The 17,453-nt window shown below is 47.6% G+C and carries 12 protein-coding genes and 2 pseudogenes; 9 read left to right on the top strand and 5 right to left on the bottom strand.

The features are described 5' to 3' along the window. The first annotated feature begins 41 nt into the window (after positions 1-41). Positions 42-1,881 (top strand): annotated as a pseudogene (locus JCM2765_RS19240) (hypothetical protein). A 90-nt stretch (positions 1,882-1,971) separates the two neighbouring features. On the opposite strand, the gene rbsK reads toward JCM2765_RS19240, so the two are convergent. Further along, entirely contained in the window at positions 1,972-2,904 is a 933-nt protein-coding gene (rbsK, locus tag JCM2765_RS06105) for a ribokinase (RefSeq protein WP_054734969.1), read from the bottom strand. Between the two features lie 180 nt (positions 2,905-3,084). Beyond that, positions 3,085-3,837: a type I 3-dehydroquinate dehydratase gene (gene aroD / locus JCM2765_RS06100; RefSeq protein WP_054734966.1), complete on the bottom strand. Its 753-nt coding sequence runs from the start codon at positions 3,835-3,837 to the stop codon at positions 3,085-3,087. A 215-nt stretch (positions 3,838-4,052) separates the two neighbouring features. On the opposite strand from aroD, the gene JCM2765_RS06095 reads away from it, so the two are divergent. Next, the gene (locus JCM2765_RS06095; RefSeq protein ID WP_054734997.1) at positions 4,053-4,712 is read left to right on the top strand and encodes an HD domain-containing protein; all 660 of its coding nucleotides are present in this window, start codon (positions 4,053-4,055) and stop codon (positions 4,710-4,712) included. A 483-nt stretch (positions 4,713-5,195) separates the two neighbouring features. Here the strand turns inward: JCM2765_RS06095 and JCM2765_RS06090 are convergent, their stop codons facing one another. Continuing rightward, a complete protein-coding gene (locus JCM2765_RS06090) occupies positions 5,196-5,924 on the bottom strand; it encodes a GntR family transcriptional regulator (RefSeq protein WP_054734963.1) in 729 nt (242 codons plus the stop codon). Positions 5,925-6,090: 166 nt separating this feature from the next. On the opposite strand from JCM2765_RS06090, the gene ybaK reads away from it, so the two are divergent. The 4 genes and pseudogenes from ybaK to JCM2765_RS06070 all read left to right on the top strand — a co-directional run bounded on the left by ybaK (position 6,091) and on the right by JCM2765_RS06070 (position 12,511). Next, a complete protein-coding gene (ybaK, locus tag JCM2765_RS06085) occupies positions 6,091-6,597 on the top strand; it encodes a Cys-tRNA(Pro) deacylase (protein ID WP_054734960.1) in 507 nt (168 codons plus the stop codon). A gap of 332 nt (positions 6,598-6,929) precedes the next feature. Further along, positions 6,930-9,306, top strand: a pseudogene (locus JCM2765_RS06080) (phosphoketolase family protein). Between the two features lie 860 nt (positions 9,307-10,166). After that, on the top strand, positions 10,167-10,721 hold the full coding sequence (locus tag JCM2765_RS06075; RefSeq protein ID WP_054734957.1) for a MarR family winged helix-turn-helix transcriptional regulator: 555 nt from the start codon (positions 10,167-10,169) through the stop codon (positions 10,719-10,721). Between the two features lie 26 nt (positions 10,722-10,747). After that, on the top strand, positions 10,748-12,511 hold the full coding sequence (locus JCM2765_RS06070) for an ABC transporter ATP-binding protein (RefSeq protein ID WP_420852586.1): 1,764 nt from the start codon (positions 10,748-10,750) through the stop codon (positions 12,509-12,511). A 66-nt stretch (positions 12,512-12,577) separates the two neighbouring features. Here JCM2765_RS06070 and JCM2765_RS06065 read toward each other — a convergent pair whose 3' ends face one another. Further along, positions 12,578-13,258: a hypothetical protein gene (locus JCM2765_RS06065; RefSeq protein WP_054734952.1), complete on the bottom strand. Its 681-nt coding sequence runs from the start codon at positions 13,256-13,258 to the stop codon at positions 12,578-12,580. A 187-nt stretch (positions 13,259-13,445) separates the two neighbouring features. On the opposite strand from JCM2765_RS06065, the gene JCM2765_RS06060 reads away from it, so the two are divergent. The 3 genes from JCM2765_RS06060 (at position 13,446) to JCM2765_RS06050 (ending at position 17,200) form a co-directional block, all read left to right on the top strand. Then, complete coding sequence (locus JCM2765_RS06060; RefSeq protein ID WP_054734949.1) at positions 13,446-14,339, top strand: ABC transporter ATP-binding protein; 894 nt, start codon at positions 13,446-13,448, stop codon at positions 14,337-14,339. Then, entirely contained in the window at positions 14,336-15,556 is a 1,221-nt protein-coding gene (locus tag JCM2765_RS06055; RefSeq protein WP_054734946.1) for an ABC transporter permease, read from the top strand. The genes JCM2765_RS06060 and JCM2765_RS06055 overlap by 4 nt, the downstream gene beginning before the upstream one ends. Positions 15,557-15,922: 366 nt before the next feature. Next, a complete protein-coding gene (locus JCM2765_RS06050; protein WP_054734943.1) occupies positions 15,923-17,200 on the top strand; it encodes an APC family permease in 1,278 nt (425 codons plus the stop codon). Here JCM2765_RS06050 and JCM2765_RS19015 read toward each other — a convergent pair. Then, entirely contained in the window at positions 17,194-17,448 is a 255-nt protein-coding gene (locus JCM2765_RS19015) for a pseudouridine synthase (RefSeq protein ID WP_369404044.1), read from the bottom strand. The genes JCM2765_RS06050 and JCM2765_RS19015 overlap by 7 nt on opposite strands. Positions 17,449-17,453 lie beyond the last annotated feature (5 nt).

Below are 17,453 nucleotides of genomic sequence, written 5' to 3'. Positions count from 1 at the left end.
ACATACAAAAGTTTGGGGTTTGAAAAGAGGAGCGACGTTATATGCTGAGCTATTTTGCGTTAATCACGTTGGTCAAACTTTCGGGGTTGTTGATCCCGTTTGTTTGGTTCCTGATCGTGAGTACCAAACGCTGGCGTCTTTGGGGGACGCTGGCCGTTGTTGCACTGTTTATCGTCAGTTATGTGAACACCTACTTTAACTTGCCTGATCTGGCTTATCCGGCCATGATCGATGGCTGGTTGATGTGGCTGATCGGTGGACTAGTGCTCGTTGCCGTTTTACGCAAATTTGTTTTCAACAAGGGTGCGGTGGAAGCCCGGGCCGAAAGTGAAGATAACATCTTCGCCCGGTTCTTCCAGCGCTTTGGTCTGACCGTTGGGTGGTTAGGCAAACTGTTAGGGGCTGCCGTTGGGGCGATCGTTGTGTTGATGGTTCTTGGCAGTATTTCAGCAGTTATCACTCAGATGAACCCAACGCCGGCGGTTAATTCCATTAAAACGGAAATGAACAACAGTACGAAGGGCGCACCAATGCCGGTCATTAAGGACAGCGCGGAAACGCCCGTTGTGAACGCCCCGCAAACGGTGTCCACCGATATGAACAACTCACTGAACAGCTTTAAGAACTCCAACGTTTACGATTTGAACCACATGCGGGTTCAGATGTACAAGGGCAAGATGGTTTACGTGGCGCCCGTTGAGTTCTCCGGCGGTTTCTGGCGCTACATTCACTACCAAAAGGTGCCAGGGTACTTCATGACGAACGCGACGGATAAGAACGCGGATCCGAAGTTCGTCTCGAAGCCAATGCGCTATACGCCAAGTGCGTACTTCAACATGGATGCCGATCGTCGAATCAGCGCCCGCAGTATGGGCTACACCATGGTGGGCAAGACGTCGCAGTTGGAAGTCGACAATAACGGGACGCCATACTACGTTCGGACGTTGGCGAAACCACTGTCGTATTTCAACCGCAACTACGACTTTAAGCACTACAAGGTTGCGGTGTTGAACACGATCACGGGTAAGGTGAAAGTTTACTCACCAAACAAAGTACCGAAGTTCGTGGACGTTGCGGCCACGCCTGAGTTGGTTTCAGACGAAGTGACGATGTTTGGTAAATACCGTCACGGGTTCTGGAATGCCACCAGTTTTGGCGGTCATAACGATGTGATGAAGCAACCGAAGCTGGTACTGAAGGCGGCGACAAGTTAACGCCATACGCCTACAAGGGCCGGATCTACTACTTCACCGGGATGACCAGTGTCAATAGTCACCAAAGTTCGATTTTGGCTACGCCTTCGTGGATGCCCGGACGAACACGTTGCACTACTACCGCGAACACGGTAACGTGATGACGCCAGAACGGGCGATCTCATACGCGCAACAGGATATCAACCCGCAGAACTACAAGGGGACCTTACCACTGCTGTACCGGATCAACGGTGACCCAACCTGGGTCGTCTCCATGTTGGACCGGGATAATAACTCGTTTATGAAATACGTCTACTTGCTGGCAGACGGTAACAACCAAAGCGGTTCTTACGCAGTTGGCGACGATGCGCGTAGCACGTTAGCGCTGTTCGAGCAACGGGTCGGCGGTAAGACAGCTACAGCTGCACCAAAGGTAACCGGGAAGACGATTTCTGGCACCGTTGAACGGGTTGTCAAACCGGATGATAAACAGATCCTGTTTATCCTGAAGGGTGACAGCCACGTTTACCGGATGGATACCACGTCTAAGGACTTCCAGCCAATCTTCCAGTTCGTGCAAGCGGGCGACAAGGTTAGCTTTAAGGCCACGGCAACGGATAAGAATCAACTCGCTACTGCCAACGTTGGGTTAACGACGTTTAAGAATGCGGCGTTAAAAACGAAATAGCAGATAAAAAACGCGCCTCATCAAATCGATTTGTGATTTGATGAGGCGCTTTTTTTGAGTTGTTTAAGGAAAAGTTATTGCGATTAAAACTTACTTAGCAGCTGCTTCTGCGGCTTCAATTTCAGCTAACGTTGGAATTGAAGGGTGAGCGCCCATCCGTTGAACCGTAATGGATGACGCCCGGTTAGCAAAGCGAATTGCATCAGGCAAGTTGCTGAGGTCCTTGTTTAATTGAGAGCTCAAGGCGCCAATAAAGGTGTCACCAGCAGCGGTCGTATCAACGGCCTTGACCTTGAAGGCGTCCACGAAGCCGGTGTCGCCATCAGCGGTGTGGTAGAAGGCGCCCTTGCTGCCGACGGTGATGATCACGCATTTGGCACCCATCGCATGGAGCTTTTCAGCGCCCTTGATCATGGACGCTTCATCGGTGATCTCAACGCCAGTTAACGTTTGGCATTCAGTTTCGTTAGGAACAACTAAGTCACTCACTGCCAGCAAGCTAGCTGGAATCGTGTCACGAGCTGGAGCTGGGTTGAGAATCGTCACAACGTCGTTAGCTTTAGCTTCTTTGAAAGCAGCTTCGGCAACGTCTAATGGCGTTTCGAATTGGGTAATGATAAAGTCGCTTTGGGCGATCGTGTCCTTGGCGTTTTCAACGTCAGTGGCCGTTAATTCTTGGTTAGCGCCACCGTAAACGAGGATCGAGTTTTGACCTTCGTCATCAAGTAAGATGAAGGCTTGGCCAGTCTTGGCATCCTTGGTTACAGTGATTTGGTCAACGTTAATGCCTGATTCAGTCATTGAATTGATCATAAACTTACCGTTGGCATCGTCGCCAACTTTACCGATAAAGTAGGTATCAGCACCGGCCCGGCCAGCAGCGATCCCTTGGTTAGAGCCCTTGCCACCGCCAGCAAAAGATTGGTTGTGCATTGCGAGCGTTTCACCTGGTTTAGGTAAACGGGGAATCTCAAGAATAGTATCGACGTTCAAACTACCGATTACGGTTACGCGGTTTGTCATGTTAGGAAGCCTCATTTCGTTGATTGTTAGGGTTATCGTTAAGTTATCTAGTAAAACGTTTTACGTTAAATCCTGTTATTAATATAACAGATTGTTAAAGCGATTTCAAGCGGTCTGCAAATTAGTTCGGTAATGAGCGTTACCAGATGATTTGAGGGGTTATGAACGACCTGATTCACCTCAATGTGCCAGTACATCTAAAATGGTTCGCGTCTGATCGACTGAGAGTTGACCTGGAGCGGTTTCACTCCGAATCGTCGCAAAGGTCAGAGCGCTATTAAACGTTTGGCCTGCAACTCGGGTGACGGTACCCAGTGGCCCCATCGCAGTGGCGATAATGGGTTGTTCGACCCGCTGACTGGCATCGTGAGCGGCGTTCATCAAACCTAAAACATCGTTTGCATTTGTTGGCGTAATGGCCAATTCTAGTAAGTTACCACCTAACAAAGCCATTTGGGTCAATTGATCGACCATTTCAGCCTCGGTTGGCGCTTGATCATAGTTGTGGCAACTGATGATGGTTCGAACTTGTTGCCCATGAGCGAGGTCGATCAGTTGGCTCAGAAGCGTTGCGTCTCGTTGCCATTCAAGGTCGATGGCTGCAACGTTGGTGTTGCGTAAAATTGCTGTGTAGAGCTGTTGGTAATCACTATCAGAAATCTGGCGTTTACCGCCCTGAGTGCGGTCGCGTAGGGTAATGATCAGTGGTAGATCACCTAAAATCTCAGTCAATCGGTTTGTTGTGGCAATTAAACCGGCCGTTTCTTCAAGACCGTTAAAGTAGTCTAGCCGCCATTCAGCGAGGTCGGCAGAAGATGACACGATTTCGCCTGCTTGGCCGATGACTTGGTTGACGTCAGTGCCGGTTATCGGCACGCAGATCTTTGGTATTCCAGCCCCAAGGGGGAGTCCTTTAAGAGAAATGGGCGTCATGGCAATAAAAGCCTCCTTTTTGGTCTAATCAGATTATCATTAAAAACGATAGCATGTTTGGGCGTTGAGCACAAGAAAACCCGTTCTGATGGCGTGGATTTAGGTCGTTATATGGAAAAGTTGACATAAATCAAACAGTGTTTTTAATCGTATTTTAATGTTAATTTTATATGCTAACTGATAACGCAATTTTCTAGAAAGAACGGGTGAACACTTTGGAAGCAACCGAACAATTAGCGGCAATCGAAAGCTATACGGCGCAAAAGTTAGCCGATGATCAAACTGGCCACGGACTGGACCACATTCACCGGGTGGTTACGAACGCCAAGATGCTGTTGGCGGAGGAGCCATCTGCAAGTTATTTACTGACACTGAGCGCAGCGTACCTCCACGATGTGATCGACGACAAGTTAGTGGCCAATGTCGCCGATGCGCAAGCGGACGTTGAGCGATTACTGACCTCGCTAGAATTTACGGCTGATCAGGTGCAAACCATCATGTTGATCATTAACAACATGTCGTTTAGCAAATCCCTTACGGATGACCAACAACCATTACCGTTAGAAGGGCAAATCGTGCAGGATGCTGACCGCTTGGATGCGATTGGCGCCATCGGGATCACCCGGGCGATTTACTATGGTGGTCATCACAGTGAAAAGATTTATGACCCCAAGATTGCGCCACGTCAAAACATGACGAAGGCGGAATATCGGAATTTAGATAACGAAACGATTATTAATCACTTTTACGAAAAACTGCTGAAACTGCCAGACCAAATGAACACCCCGGTTGCAAAGCGGATTGCTAAGAACCGGCAGAAGACCATGACAACGTTTTTGGAAGATTTTAAGGCGGAGTGGAATGGGTTGAAGTAGGCAGAGAGAGTGTGGAAAGAAGCGGTTAGGGAGCGGAGCGTAAGGCACTTCCACCAGAAACCCCGGTTTTTGGGGTTTGTGGTGGAAGTGCCTTACGTGCAGCTCCCTGCTTCTTGGAACACGTTTAGGCTAGATAATAGTTTTGAGCAAAATTTTTAATTAGGTTTGGGTTGAGAAGCGAGTTTGATGTTTACCAATATGGACTTTTTAGTCACTGAGGGGATTGATTTGTTAAGTTGGTAGAGTGGTGGTGGCGACGAGCGTTGCTACTACGTTAGTTTCGGCGCCTCATGTGACTTTAGTTTGGCGCATTATCGTTTATTTAGAAGAATTACTCACGGAACCGCATTTAGGCAACTGCGCCGAAATGCGCTACGCAAAGCAGAGACTTGCACATAAGGCCCCCTCACCACAAATCCCAAAACCCGGGATTTCTGGCGAGGGGGCCTTATGCTCCAGTCTCTAACCGCTTTGCTTCGCGCTCTATTCCTCATCCAACGTCACAAACGTATTATAATTAAAGTAATCATACCGCAAGCGCATGTTGGACACCTCAAACGGGGTACCATCATCCAGGAAGAAGATGCCTTCCATAATGGCAACCGGTTCGTTTGGTTTTAAGCTCAGTAATTTTTGATCTTCCTCATTAGAAGGGGCCACCTTCATCGTCATGAATGACTTCGTGACGACTTTGTTTTGCTCTTCTTCTAAGTAGTTAAAAATTGAGCCTGAAACCACCTTTTGTGACAATTCTGGCGCGATTTTGATCGGAATGAAGCCCCGTTCGATCATGAAGGGCTTGTCGTCAAACTTACGTAATCGTTTGATCTCATACACAAAATCGCCGCTCTCCAAGAAGAGATCCTGTTGCATCTCTTCTGAAGCCGGAACAACCTGAAACGACAACAGATCGATACTCTGTGTCTGACCGTCGCTTTGAAAACTATCGGTGACCCCCAGATTCGACCCTTCATAGTGGAAGATCGTTTGGTTTTTCATATATAGCGGGTTAATAAAGGTGCCAGAACCCCGTTTTTTGAAAATAATGCCCTGATTTGCTAAAACACTCAACGCCCGCTTGATTGAACTGCGGCTAACGTTGTATGCTTCACTTAGGCTTCGTTCATCTGGTAGTCGCTTGTTTGGAAACTGATTATCGTGAATACGTGCTTTCAAATCGTGTAGCACTCTTCGGTAGACTAAATCTTTCATGGATGATGCGTTCTCCTTGCAACCAACTGACTGATTCTATAGTTGTATCGAGTATAACAGATTTTAAGCAGTTCGCCTACTTTGAAGCGCACTATTTCAGAAATTGGTTCTATTCAATCTGATTTCTGGGCTGTACCAATATTAAATAAAGTGAGGATTCAGACCTATGGCAAAAAAGAAAAAAGGTAGTCAGCTACATAAAACGTTGGTTGAACAGATTCTTGATAAGGCAAAAATTCCGTATCAGCAACTGACCTTCGCCACTCATGAAGAGGGCGACGTTGCGCAAGTCGATATTGATGAAAATCAGTACGACGAGCATACCATTTACAAAACCCTCGTGGCATCCGGCAAAACAACCGGTCCCGTGGTCGGGGTACTACCGATTGATACGCATTTGGACCTCAAAAAACTGGCAAAGGCCTCTGGCAACAAGAAGGTCAGCATGGTGCCACTCAAGGAACTCGTTAAAACGACGGGCTATGAACACGGTGCTAACACGCCAGTTGGCATCTGGGAAAAGTTAAAGTACCCGATCTACTTCGATAACACGGCCAAGGAACAGGGCGACATTATTGTGTCGTCGGGTCAAATTGGCCGTTCCGTTAAGTTAAATGCGGAAGACGTCTGCAAATTAGTTCACGGAAAATTCGTGGATTTATTGGAGCAATAATCAGAAATTTAGAAAACACCTAGGATTCGATTGTGAATTCTGGGTGTTTTTTTGCGTTTTGCTTAACCTATGTAAAGTTCTGGTAAAGTCGGTCAAATTGTTGGACTTGCTCGATTGAATTTGGCATAATTCAACTTGTGAAGTCGTGATGACCGACTTTTAAATAATTGGACCGTATCAATTATTTAAAAGGTTGACTTTTCGAAAAAACGGTCTATGATAGGGGTGTAAATTAGTAACGGGGTATGTCACCAAACTGATTTACCCTTGAACCAAGCTTTAACTTTATGATGTAGTGAATCTTATTAATCAATCAAAGGAGTGTTACTCTAATGGCAGTAGATTACGATTCCAAACAGTACTTGGAAGGCGTTGACACTTATTGGCGTGCAGCTAACTACTTATCAGTTGGCCAACTATTCTTACGGGACAACCCATTGTTGAACCGGGAATTAACTTCTGACGATGTAAAGGTTAAACCTATCGGGCACTGGGGCACGATCGTTTCACAAACGTTCATTTATGCCCATTTGAACCGGGTCATTAACAAGTACAACCTGAACATGTTCTACATTGAAGGTTCAGGTCACGGTGGCCAAGTCATGGTTTCAAACTCGTACCTTGATGGCAGCTACTCAGAAATTTATCCAGCAATTACTCAGGATGAAGCTGGTTTGAAGAAGTTATTCAAACAGTTCTCATTCCCTGGTGGTGTGGCTTCCCATGCTGCGCCTGAAACGCCAGGTTCAATCCACGAAGGTGGCGAACTCGGTTACTCACTTTCCCACGGGACTGGTGCAATTTTAGATAACCCTGACGTCATCGCCGCTGTTGAAATTGGTGATGGTGAAGCTGAAACCGGCCCATTAGCGGCTTCATGGTTCTCAGATAAGTTCATCAACAATTAAAGACGGGGCTGTTTTACCAATCATTAACATGAACGGCTTCAAGATTTCGAACCCAACGATCCTATCACGGATGTCTGATGAAGACTTAAAGAACTACTTCACCGGGATGGGCTGGGATCCAGAATTCGTTGAAGTTGATGATCCAGACGACCACATGCCAGTGCACGAAGCAATGGCTAAGGCCATGGACAGCGCTATTGAAAAGATCCAAGCAATTCAAAAGAACGCTCGCGAAAACAACGACAATTCGTTGCCTAACTGGCCAATGATCATCTTCCGTTCACCAAAGGGCTGGACTGGTCCTAAGAGTGATTTCGATGGTAACCCCGTTGAAAACTCATTCCGTGCGCACCAAGTCCCACTTCCAATTGCCGCTGGTGAAATGGAACACGCTGACAAGTTGGTTAGCTGGTTGAAGTCATACCATCCAGAAGACTTCTTCAACGCTGATGGCTCAATCAAGGATGAAGTTCGCGCCTTTGCACCAAAGGGTGACCAACGGATGTCCATGAACCCAATCACCAATGGTGGGATCAAGCCAGAACCAATGAAGTTGCCAGATTACAAGGAATTTGCGATCGACGTTAAGACCCCAGGTGCTACTCAAGCACAGGATATGTTAGTTTGGTCTGAATGGGTTGCTGAAGCGATGAAGCTCAACCCGAACAATTTCCGTGCATTTGGTCCTGATGAAACGAAGTCTAACCGGTTGTACGCTGCTTTGGATGAAGGTAAGCGTCAATGGATGGAAGACATTAAGGAACCTAATGACGAAAACATGGCCCATCAAGGTCGGATCATTGATTCTCAATTGTCTGAACACCAAGCTGAAGGCTGGTTGGAAGGTTACGTCCTCACTGGTCGTCACGGCTTCTTCGCCACTTATGAATCATTTGGCCGGGTCGTTGACTCAATGTTGACCCAACACATGAAGTGGTTGCGTAAAGCCGCTGAACAACAATGGCGGAACCAATACCCATCATTAAACTTCGTGGATACGTCAACTGTCTTCCAGCAAGACCATAACGGCTACACCCACCAAGATCCAGGGATGCTGACTCACTTGGCTGAAAAGAAGCCAGAGTTTATCCGTGAATACTTGCCAGGTGACGCCAACACCTTGTTGGCCGTTGCTAACGTGGCCTTCGCAAGTTACGAAAAGATCAACTTGCTGGTTACGTCAAAGCACCCACGTCCACAATGGTTCTCAATTGATGAAGCCACTAACTTGGTTAACAACGGGTTAGGCTACATTGACTGGGCTTCAACTGACCAAGGTGCCGAACCAGACATCGTCTTCGCTGCCGCTGGTAGTGAACCAACTTGGGAAGTCTTCGCCGCCGTTTCATTGTTACACGACGAATTCCCAGACATGAAGATTCGGGTTATCAACGTGGTCGACCTCTTGAAGCTTCGTTCACCTAAGAACGACCCTCGTGGCTTAACTGACGATGAATTCGATCGTTACTTCACTGTCGACAAGCCAGTGATCTTTGCCTTCCACGGCTTCGAAGACTTAGTTAAGGACATCTTCTTCGATCGTCACAACCACAACTTGCACGTCCACGGTTACCGTGAAAACGGTGATATCACCACACCATTCGACATGCGGGTCTTGAACGAACTCGACCGGTTCCACTTGGCCAAGGATGCTGTCTTGAGCATTCCTGACTACGCGGTTAAGGGCGCTTACTTCGCTCAACGGATGGACGACATGGTTGCTAAGCACAATGCCTACATTCGTGAAAACGGGACCGACTTACCAGAAGTTAATAACTGGAAGTGGCAACCACTTAAGTAATTTAACTGTTAATGTGTTATGCGAAAATCCTCGACAATTTTGTCGGGGATTTTTTGTTTTACCTAGTGTAAACGTTCTTTGGTTTAGTTTGCGAAGTGCGCTGATTTGCGTAATCTATCGATTCCGGTAGCCGGCTAGGTTCCTGCTGTGGGGCCGGCCTGAGCCGAAGAGCGGTCTCAGGCTCGAATTGAAGCCTCGCCAAAACCCGCGCGAGTCTTCAATTCGTCCCCGATAATTGGCGGTTGTTGGGAAAGCACCACCAACCACCAATTATCGCGACACAGCATCCACCTAACCGGCTACCTACATCTTACATGATGCCGTTCGGGACTATTGCAGAGCATCTCAAGCGATAAATTGAACTGTTTGCTGCAAAATTGTTACGCCTGACGTTGATTTAACAACTGTTAAAATTGATCAGCGGTTAATGTTTCATCTTCGTAATGGCGAACGTTAAGTTATTTTGAACGTTGACTCAACATGCTTGAGCATATTGTTGACGCAATACAGTAACGTTATCGTTCAGCACATTACTGAGATGTTCGCTAATTATCATCGTGCGACAGTTTGGCCTTCATAATAAATTTTCGGGAGTGCGGTCTCGATGCCGACAACGCACAAACAAGAGGTCGGTCTGAAAATTGGGCTCAGCCGTGTCCACGACGTTCCAGCCCAAATTTTCAGGCCGGCCGGCTGTGCCCACACCCATAATCAACGCACCAACGAAAACAAATAGTACAAACAAAATTATTTAGTTAGTTTCAGTTGACAAGAACTAACTAAATAACTATACTCTATTTTGTTAGTTAGCAGAAACGAATCCTAACTAAATACTAAACGATAATTCGAGGTACTTAACCATGACCCATGATTCTCAAGAATTGATTCAATTGTTTGGCCGTTTATTCCAGCAACGGACGTTTATGAGCGCAGTGTTGCGCACCAGTAAATTTGATCAGCATCAGCCTAACCGGGGACAGATTCGGGTGTTGCAACTGTTGTCCGAACATGAACAGTTGACGAACTCGGACATTGTGGACGAGCTTGATATTCGACCTAGTTCAGCCAGCGCGCTGGTTAGCAAGCTAGAAGATGGCGGGTTGATTGAGCGGCACGATTCAGAAGAAGACAAGCGGGTGATGTTGATTTCACTCACTGAAAAGGGACGCAACTTTATTTCGGCGGCGCAGTCGTTGAAGGATGGCGTTTCTGAATCGCTATTTGACTCACTTTCCAGTGAAGAACAACAACAGTTAGCTGGGACGTTACGGAAGTTACTGGCTGACTTAGATGAGAAAATGCCAAACTGGCCAGATCACAAGCAACTTCACGATTACTTTAACCACCATCATGATTTCGGTGGTGACTTCGGTCGATTCGGGTTCTTCCGAAACGACCGGCGGGATAACGATTAGTAAAGAAGGCGTATGAGATGAGAGAGATGCAGGGGCGGCCACAGACTAAAGGTGGCACGCGTGAGAAATTTAACTTTAAGCAGTTTGTTCAATTGATGATCCACATCAAACCGCATTTTTGGCAACTTGGCGTTGGCTTGGGGTTGGGGTTGATTGCCACCATCGTGCAGTTGTTGGTACCGCAGTTTGCGAAGAACCTGATCAATCAACTTGGTCATCAGCTTAATTCAGGGTTAGTGATCACGTTGATCGTGGCTTTTGTCCTGAGTGCACTGGTGAGTGCTGTATCGGGGAGTGTGTTAGGATTCTTCGGTGAAGACGTTGTTAACAAGTTACGGCAGTTCTTATGGGATAAGGTTTTAAAATTACCAGTCGGGTATTTTACCGAAGTGCGTTCCGGCGAAGTTGCTTCGCGGCTCGTCAACGATACGTCTCAGGTAAAGGATCTGTTGGCCAATTCCGTGCCTAGCATGGTGACCTCGATCCTCCAGTTGGTGGGGGCGTTGATCTTGATGCTGTTCATGGACTGGAAGATGACGCTGATTATGTTCATCGCGGTGCCGTTAGTGGTGCTAGTGATCATGCCGGTGGCAGTACAGTCGCATAAAATCGCCCATGCTCGGCAGGATGCGCTGGCTGACTTTAACGGGGAAGCCAGTGAAATGTTAAGTGACATTCAGTTGGTCAAATCCTCAACGGCTGAGACGGTTGAACGCGAAGCCGGCCACACTAAAATCAAGCGGTTATACCAAATCGGCTTGAAGGAAGCCATTTATGATTCCATTGCCTCACCAATCATGCAAATGGTAATGATGGCACTGGTGATTGGCATGCTGATCTACGGTGCCAGTCGAGTAGCAGCGGGCAGCATGACCTTTGGGACGCTGATTTCCTTCTTAATGTACCTGATTCAACTGATTGGCCCATTCGCAACGTTAGGCCGGTTCTTCTCGGACCTCGCCAAGGCCAGTGGGTCAACGGCCCGGATCCAAGAACTGTTAAATGCCCCCGAAGAAGACCAAACTTCCGGCGAATTCGTTCAAGCTGACGGCCAAACGTTGACGGTCGACCACGTTGATTTTAGTTATGCAGATAGTGCGCCGATTCTAAAGGACGTGTCCTTTGAAGCGAAACCCAACAGTGTTGTGGCGTTTGCGGGGCCTTCCGGTGGTGGTAAGTCAACCATCTTTAAGTTATTGGAACGCTTCTACGATCCAACTAGCGGGACGATTAAAATCGGTGATACGGTGGTCAGTCAACTGAACCTCAACGACTGGCGTCAACAGATCGGCCTCGTTAGCCAAGATGCAACGATTATGGCCGGAACGATTCGCTACAACCTGACGTACGGGTTGAAGGGTGATTACACGGATGATCAACTTTGGCAGGTGCTTGAAATGGCCTACGCTAAAGACTTCGTTGCCGATATGGCTGATGGGCTTGAAACGCAGGTTGGTGAACGTGGCGTGAAACTGTCTGGCGGTCAGCGGCAACGAATCGCGATTGCGCGGGCGTTCCTACGTGATCCAAAGATTTTGATGTTAGACGAAGCCACGGCTAGCTTGGACTCTGAATCTGAAATGATGGTTCAAAAAGCGTTAGAGAAGTTGATGCACAATCGAACCACGTTGGTGATCGCGCACCGGTTAAGCACAATCGTGGATGCTAATCAGATCTACTTTATCGAGCATGGTCGAGTTAGTGGACACGGGACGCATACGGAACTATTGAAGAAACATTCGTTGTACCGGGAGTACGTGGAGAATCAGATGCAGGGCGCGTTTAAATAAACCTTAAAGAGCACCCTAGCAATTACTGCCTAGGGTGCTCTTTGTGTCAAACTTTAATACGATGACTTATTTAGTTGGTTGAGCAGTTACTTTAAGTGTCAGGGTGCCACCAACTTTTAAGGTGGATTGACCGGTACCGGATGTATCGATGATATCATAACCATCAGGACCTACTGAACTAGCGCCAGTCCAAACTTTAGCTAAATTAGTAAGGACGTTTTTTAGAAGTACGCCCTTTTTAAGCGTTGCACCGGACTTGAGATAGCTGTTTGGAATGATCCATTGCGCAGTTTTAACAGTTGCACCGGTATTATCATCAACAAAGTTAAAGGTAATACTATTGTTGCTGGTAGCCGTTGTTAAACTGTTAGTGTTAGTTGCAGTTGAAAGACTGCCCTTAGTTAAATATCCGCGCCAAACATAACCACGAACAGAGTTGGATGCATTTTCAACATAGTAGAAAATACCGGTCTTCTTACCGTTGGTTAGTTTCACACTCTTTTGAACATACCAAGTTGTTTTAGGGTAATTTTTCAAGTTATGCAGCTTTTTGGTAATCGTGCTATTCCACATATAAACAGATTTGGTGGCATTCTTCGCATGATAAGCTGGCGTAGTGCTGTAGTAACTCTTAGTCTTGACGGTCCGATAAGCGGTGCTAGCATCGGCGTTGGTTTGTTGAGTTGTAAAACCGATACCTAGTGCTAAGGCGCTGAAGGCGAGACCTTTGATGAGTGTTTTATTCAATGTTGGATGTCCTTCTTTCGATAAAAACGAATTGATTACGATGTGTTAATTTGAAACACGTTCATCATAGCATCTATTTTTTTTTCAAAAATAATGCGGAGGATAACCGCTTTCAATTTGATTAGGTAAGTTCTCTAATCTCTGCTAAACTTAAGGCAACAAAGACGATTCAATTGGGGGCGATCAGGTGTTAGCGATACAGGAACTTTCCAAACGTTTCGGGGATTTGCAGGCGTTGCAAAAGATTTCGTTTTCGGTTCAAAAGGGTGAGATCATGGGATTGATTGGTCAAAATGGGGCTGGTAAATCGACCACCTTTCACAGTATTTTGAACTTTATTCACTACGATGGTCAGATTAGCTGGGATGATCATCAGATTGACGAGCGGGTATTCAATCAAATCGGTTACTTGCCGGAAGAGCGGAGTTTGATGCCGAAGATGACGGTGGAACAGCAAATTTTGTATTTAGCCCGACTAAAGGGGCAATCGGCTCGGAAAATCAAACCTGAGATTGACCGCTGGATGGCGCGGTTTGAAGTGAAGGGTAAACGGTCCGATAAAATTAAATCGCTGTCGAAGGGGAACCAGCAGAAGGTGCAATTGATTTGTACGCTGATTCATCGGCCATCGTTGATCATTTTGGATGAACCGTTCAGTGGGTTGGATCCTGTGAACGAAGATTTACTGAAGCAGGCCATTTTGGATGCTAAACATCAGGGCGCAGCGATTATTTTTTCCAGCCATGACATGGGCAACGTTGAATCGGTGTGCGATCAGCTGGTGATGTTACGCAAGGGGCAGATGGTACTCAACGGTGAGATTCGGGCGTTGCGCGATCAATTTGGTAAAAATGAGATCTTTGTAACAACGGATTGGCGACCAGGTGATCTGGCCCAGTTGCCCCACGTGACGACCGTTGTGAACTTGTCGGCGAACCGTTACCTATTACGGGTGGATGATCCAGCAGCTGGTCCACTGATTTTTCAACGATTATCGAATGGCGAGTATCTGGAAGAGTTCAGTCAGCAGCCACCGACTTTAGATGAGATTTTCCGGTTGAAAGCGGGTGACGGGCGATGAAAAAACTATGGATCGTTACCGCGACAACGTATCTTCGCCAAGTGAAGTCTTGGAGCTTTGTGATTTTAGTGCTGTCACCATTTCTGATGATGGCCGTTTCGTTGGGTGTTGGTCTAGTGTCGGCTAATTCAGCGTCTAGTGGTAATCAAATTGCGGTGGTGGCGGATCAGCCGGCGTTGCGCCAAGCGTATTTGAAACAAACAGCGAAAAGCGATGTTAAGCGGTCGGTAACCACCGTTGCTGCGGCTAAAAAAGCGGTGAAGGCGGAGAAAATCAAAGGTTACGTGGTGTTGAAGTCGGGAACGCAGTTGGCAGCGACTTATCACGGCACTGACAGCCTCGATGCAACCGAAAAGGGCCAGCTAACCGGTGCGTTGACCCAACTTCAGACGCAGCAAAACGTTGCGCAGGCGAAGTTATCGAAGAAGCAGCTGCAAACGTTACAGCAACGGGTTGCCTTCAAAGAAGTTGTCCAGAAGAAGACCGGGTTAGCCAAAATCGCCAAAATGGCGTCGTTTTGGATCCTAGTCTTCATGGTATACATGATTTTGACGACCTACTCGTCAATCACCGCGCAGGAAATTGCGTCGGAAAAGGGCACCAAGGTAATGGAAATCGTCTTCTCAAGTACTACGGCGGCCAAATACTTCTGTGGTAAAATCTTGGGCGTGTTGCTGGTCATTGCCACTCAACTTCTGGTGTACGTCCTTGGTGGTTGGGCGAGTCTGACGGTTGCGCGGCAACTGTCGTCAGCGAAACCGTTCTTTGACCAGTACGGGACATTGGTTGACAAGGTTGTTCATAATCTGGTGAGTGTGAACTTAGTATTCCTATTCTTAGGTGTCATCATCTACACGGTACTAGCGGCGTTTAGTGGTGCGCTGGTGGCGAAGGCGGAGGATGCGTCAAAGGCAGCGTACCCAGCGGTGTACTTGAGTATGATCGCGTTCTTCTCAACGTTCCCATTCCAAAGTAACGCGGATGCGCTGTTGGTCAAGGTGCTCTCGTACGTGCCGTTCTTCTCGTCGTACTTCATGCCGTTAAGGGTGATCAACGGTAACGTGAGCGTGACGGCGGTGGCCATTTCGTTGGGCATTTTAGCGTTAACCATTATCCTGATGGTGTGGTATATCAGTCGCATCTACAAGGGCTTGATCCTGCAGGCCGATGAGGGGAATTTTTGGCATCGGTTGAGGAGAGGGTTGAGTTATCGGTAGAGCGCGATAAAACTCGGTTAGGTCCCAGAATATAAGCCAATCAAAAACGTGAGTCCCAAGACCAGGACTCACGTTTTTGATTGGCTTATATGGCCGGGGCCTGAGTTTTGGCGCGCGTTCGGCGTGGTGGCCAGAAGGTGCAAAAGTAAGCAATCCCAAAATCTTTCAGAAACCCCAAGAAATATAATCTTCCACCAGCCGAAAATCAGTAGCCGGAAAGCGGTGCTTTTAACTCACCAATCACTTTGGAGCTTATGGCTTTTATGTCTCATACAGCTTATCCCGCAACTTCCCAACCCCACCAAGCAAATCCCTACCGCCCCAAATGCCCCCTTGATACAATAAAAATAAAAGGCGGTGACTCCCATGCGCGCTCACGCTAAAAGCCTCTCTTTCAGCAGTGTCCTTCTATTAGGCGTCAACGGCATTATCGGTTCCGGAATCTTTCTACTCCCTGGCAGCCTCTACCAGCAGGCGGGAAACTGGAGTGTCCTTCTCGTTATTTTGGCTGGTATAGCAACGACGTTAGTTGCGCTAAATTATGCGGTCTTGGCTTCGAAAATTGATGAAGATGGTGGGGCCTGGGTCTACGCAAATCGAGCGTTCGGACCGGCAGTGGGCTTTCAGATTGGTTGGTTGAGTTGGTTTCTGGGGGTCATTACGATCAGTGCGGAAATTGCAGCGTTTTTAACGACGCTAACGGATTTTATCCCGGCGTTACAGCAACGGACCTGGTACGTGGTGGTTGCGGTGGGATTGATTGGCATGTTAGCAATCATTAACTTATTTGGTCCGGGGACGATGTCAGTTGTAGATAACTTGGCGAGTGCCTTGAAGGTGCTACTACTTCTCGGGTTTATCATCGGTGGCGCCATGACGTTAGGGGCCCAGTTGCCGCCAGTAATCACCACACCCGCGACTCATGGTCAATGGATACTGGCTTTGACGACCTCGTTTTATATGTTTACGGGTTTTTCATTTTTGCCAACGGCGGCTAAAGAAATGCAGCGGGCTGAACGCAATTTGCCACGCGCGCTGTTACTAGTCATGTTAGTGGTCACAGTGATCTACAGCTTAGCATTGATCGTAACGATTGGCTTGCTTGGCCACCGATTGGCGGGAGAAACGTTACCCGTTGCGCTAGCCTTTGAACAGGTTGTGGGGCCAATTGGAAAAGTTGTGATTCTGGTTGGCATGTTGATCTCGATTCTTGGCGTTGCAGTAGCGGTATCGTTTGACACACCGGTTGGACTCGCGTCATTAGCAACGGAAAAGCAGTTGTTACCCGCGGTATTTGGTCGCCAAAATCGGTTTCAAGCACCGGTCGTGGCGGTGTTGGTGACTACTGGATTAGCGATGTTGTTGGTGGTGAGTGGTGATTACCTGTTCTTAGTGAATCTGATCGTGTTAGCGGCGTTCATTCAGTATCTGGTCACCATTCTAGCAAGTTTTAAACTTCGCCGTGATCAAACGTTGCCCACGGGAATGCGCTTATGGGGTGGTCAGTTGGTGCCGGTTTTAGCCTTAGGAATCGTGGTCGGCATCATGCTTAGCTTTCAGCTTCAAACGTACTTGATTGCTGGTGGGGTGGTGGTCAGCGGTATCGTGATCTACTGGCTTGACCGGCATCAACATCCTCACTGAGTGACCTCAAACGCCCGAAAACTATCCGGCACCGGCGCCACCAACCGCACTTCTGCAAACGAAAACGGCAAAGGCAACTTCAACTGCCAACTATGCAATAACAGCCGCTGTTGCCGTGCATCGTGGGCGTACAGCGGGTCGCCAACGATTGGATGACCCAACGCAGAGAGATGCACCCGAATCTGGTGTGTTCGCCCGGTTTGAAGCCGAATGGCAACGAGGGTCGCGGTTTCGGTCCGCTGAATCACTTGGT

The organism is Secundilactobacillus similis DSM 23365 = JCM 2765, from assembly GCF_001311075.1.
GTDB lineage: Bacteria > Bacillota > Bacilli > Lactobacillales > Lactobacillaceae > Secundilactobacillus > Secundilactobacillus similis.
The sequence above is the reverse complement of the archived record's forward strand: the minus strand, read 5'-3'. Positions and strand labels throughout refer to the sequence as shown.

What these genes read in the sequence shown, in the direction of transcription:
- rbsK (WP_054734969.1), bottom strand. Translation starts at nt 2,904, where the DNA reads ATGACAAACCGCGTAACCGTAATCGGTAGTTTGAACGTCGATACTATT.
- JCM2765_RS06090 (WP_054734963.1), bottom strand. Translation starts at nt 5,924, where the DNA reads ATGAAAGATTTAGTCTACCGAAGAGTGCTACACGATTTGAAAGCACGT.
- JCM2765_RS06055 (WP_054734946.1), top strand. Translation starts at nt 14,336, where the DNA reads ATGAAAAAACTATGGATCGTTACCGCGACAACGTATCTTCGCCAAGTG.
- JCM2765_RS06050 (WP_054734943.1), top strand. Translation starts at nt 15,923, where the DNA reads ATGCGCGCTCACGCTAAAAGCCTCTCTTTCAGCAGTGTCCTTCTATTA.
- JCM2765_RS06075 (WP_054734957.1), top strand. Translation starts at nt 10,167, where the DNA reads ATGACCCATGATTCTCAAGAATTGATTCAATTGTTTGGCCGTTTATTC.
- JCM2765_RS06070 (WP_420852586.1), top strand. Translation starts at nt 10,748, where the DNA reads ATGCAGGGGCGGCCACAGACTAAAGGTGGCACGCGTGAGAAATTTAAC.
- aroD (WP_054734966.1), bottom strand. Translation starts at nt 3,837, where the DNA reads ATGACGCCCATTTCTCTTAAAGGACTCCCCCTTGGGGCTGGAATACCA.
- ybaK (WP_054734960.1), top strand. Translation starts at nt 6,091, where the DNA reads ATGGCAAAAAAGAAAAAAGGTAGTCAGCTACATAAAACGTTGGTTGAA.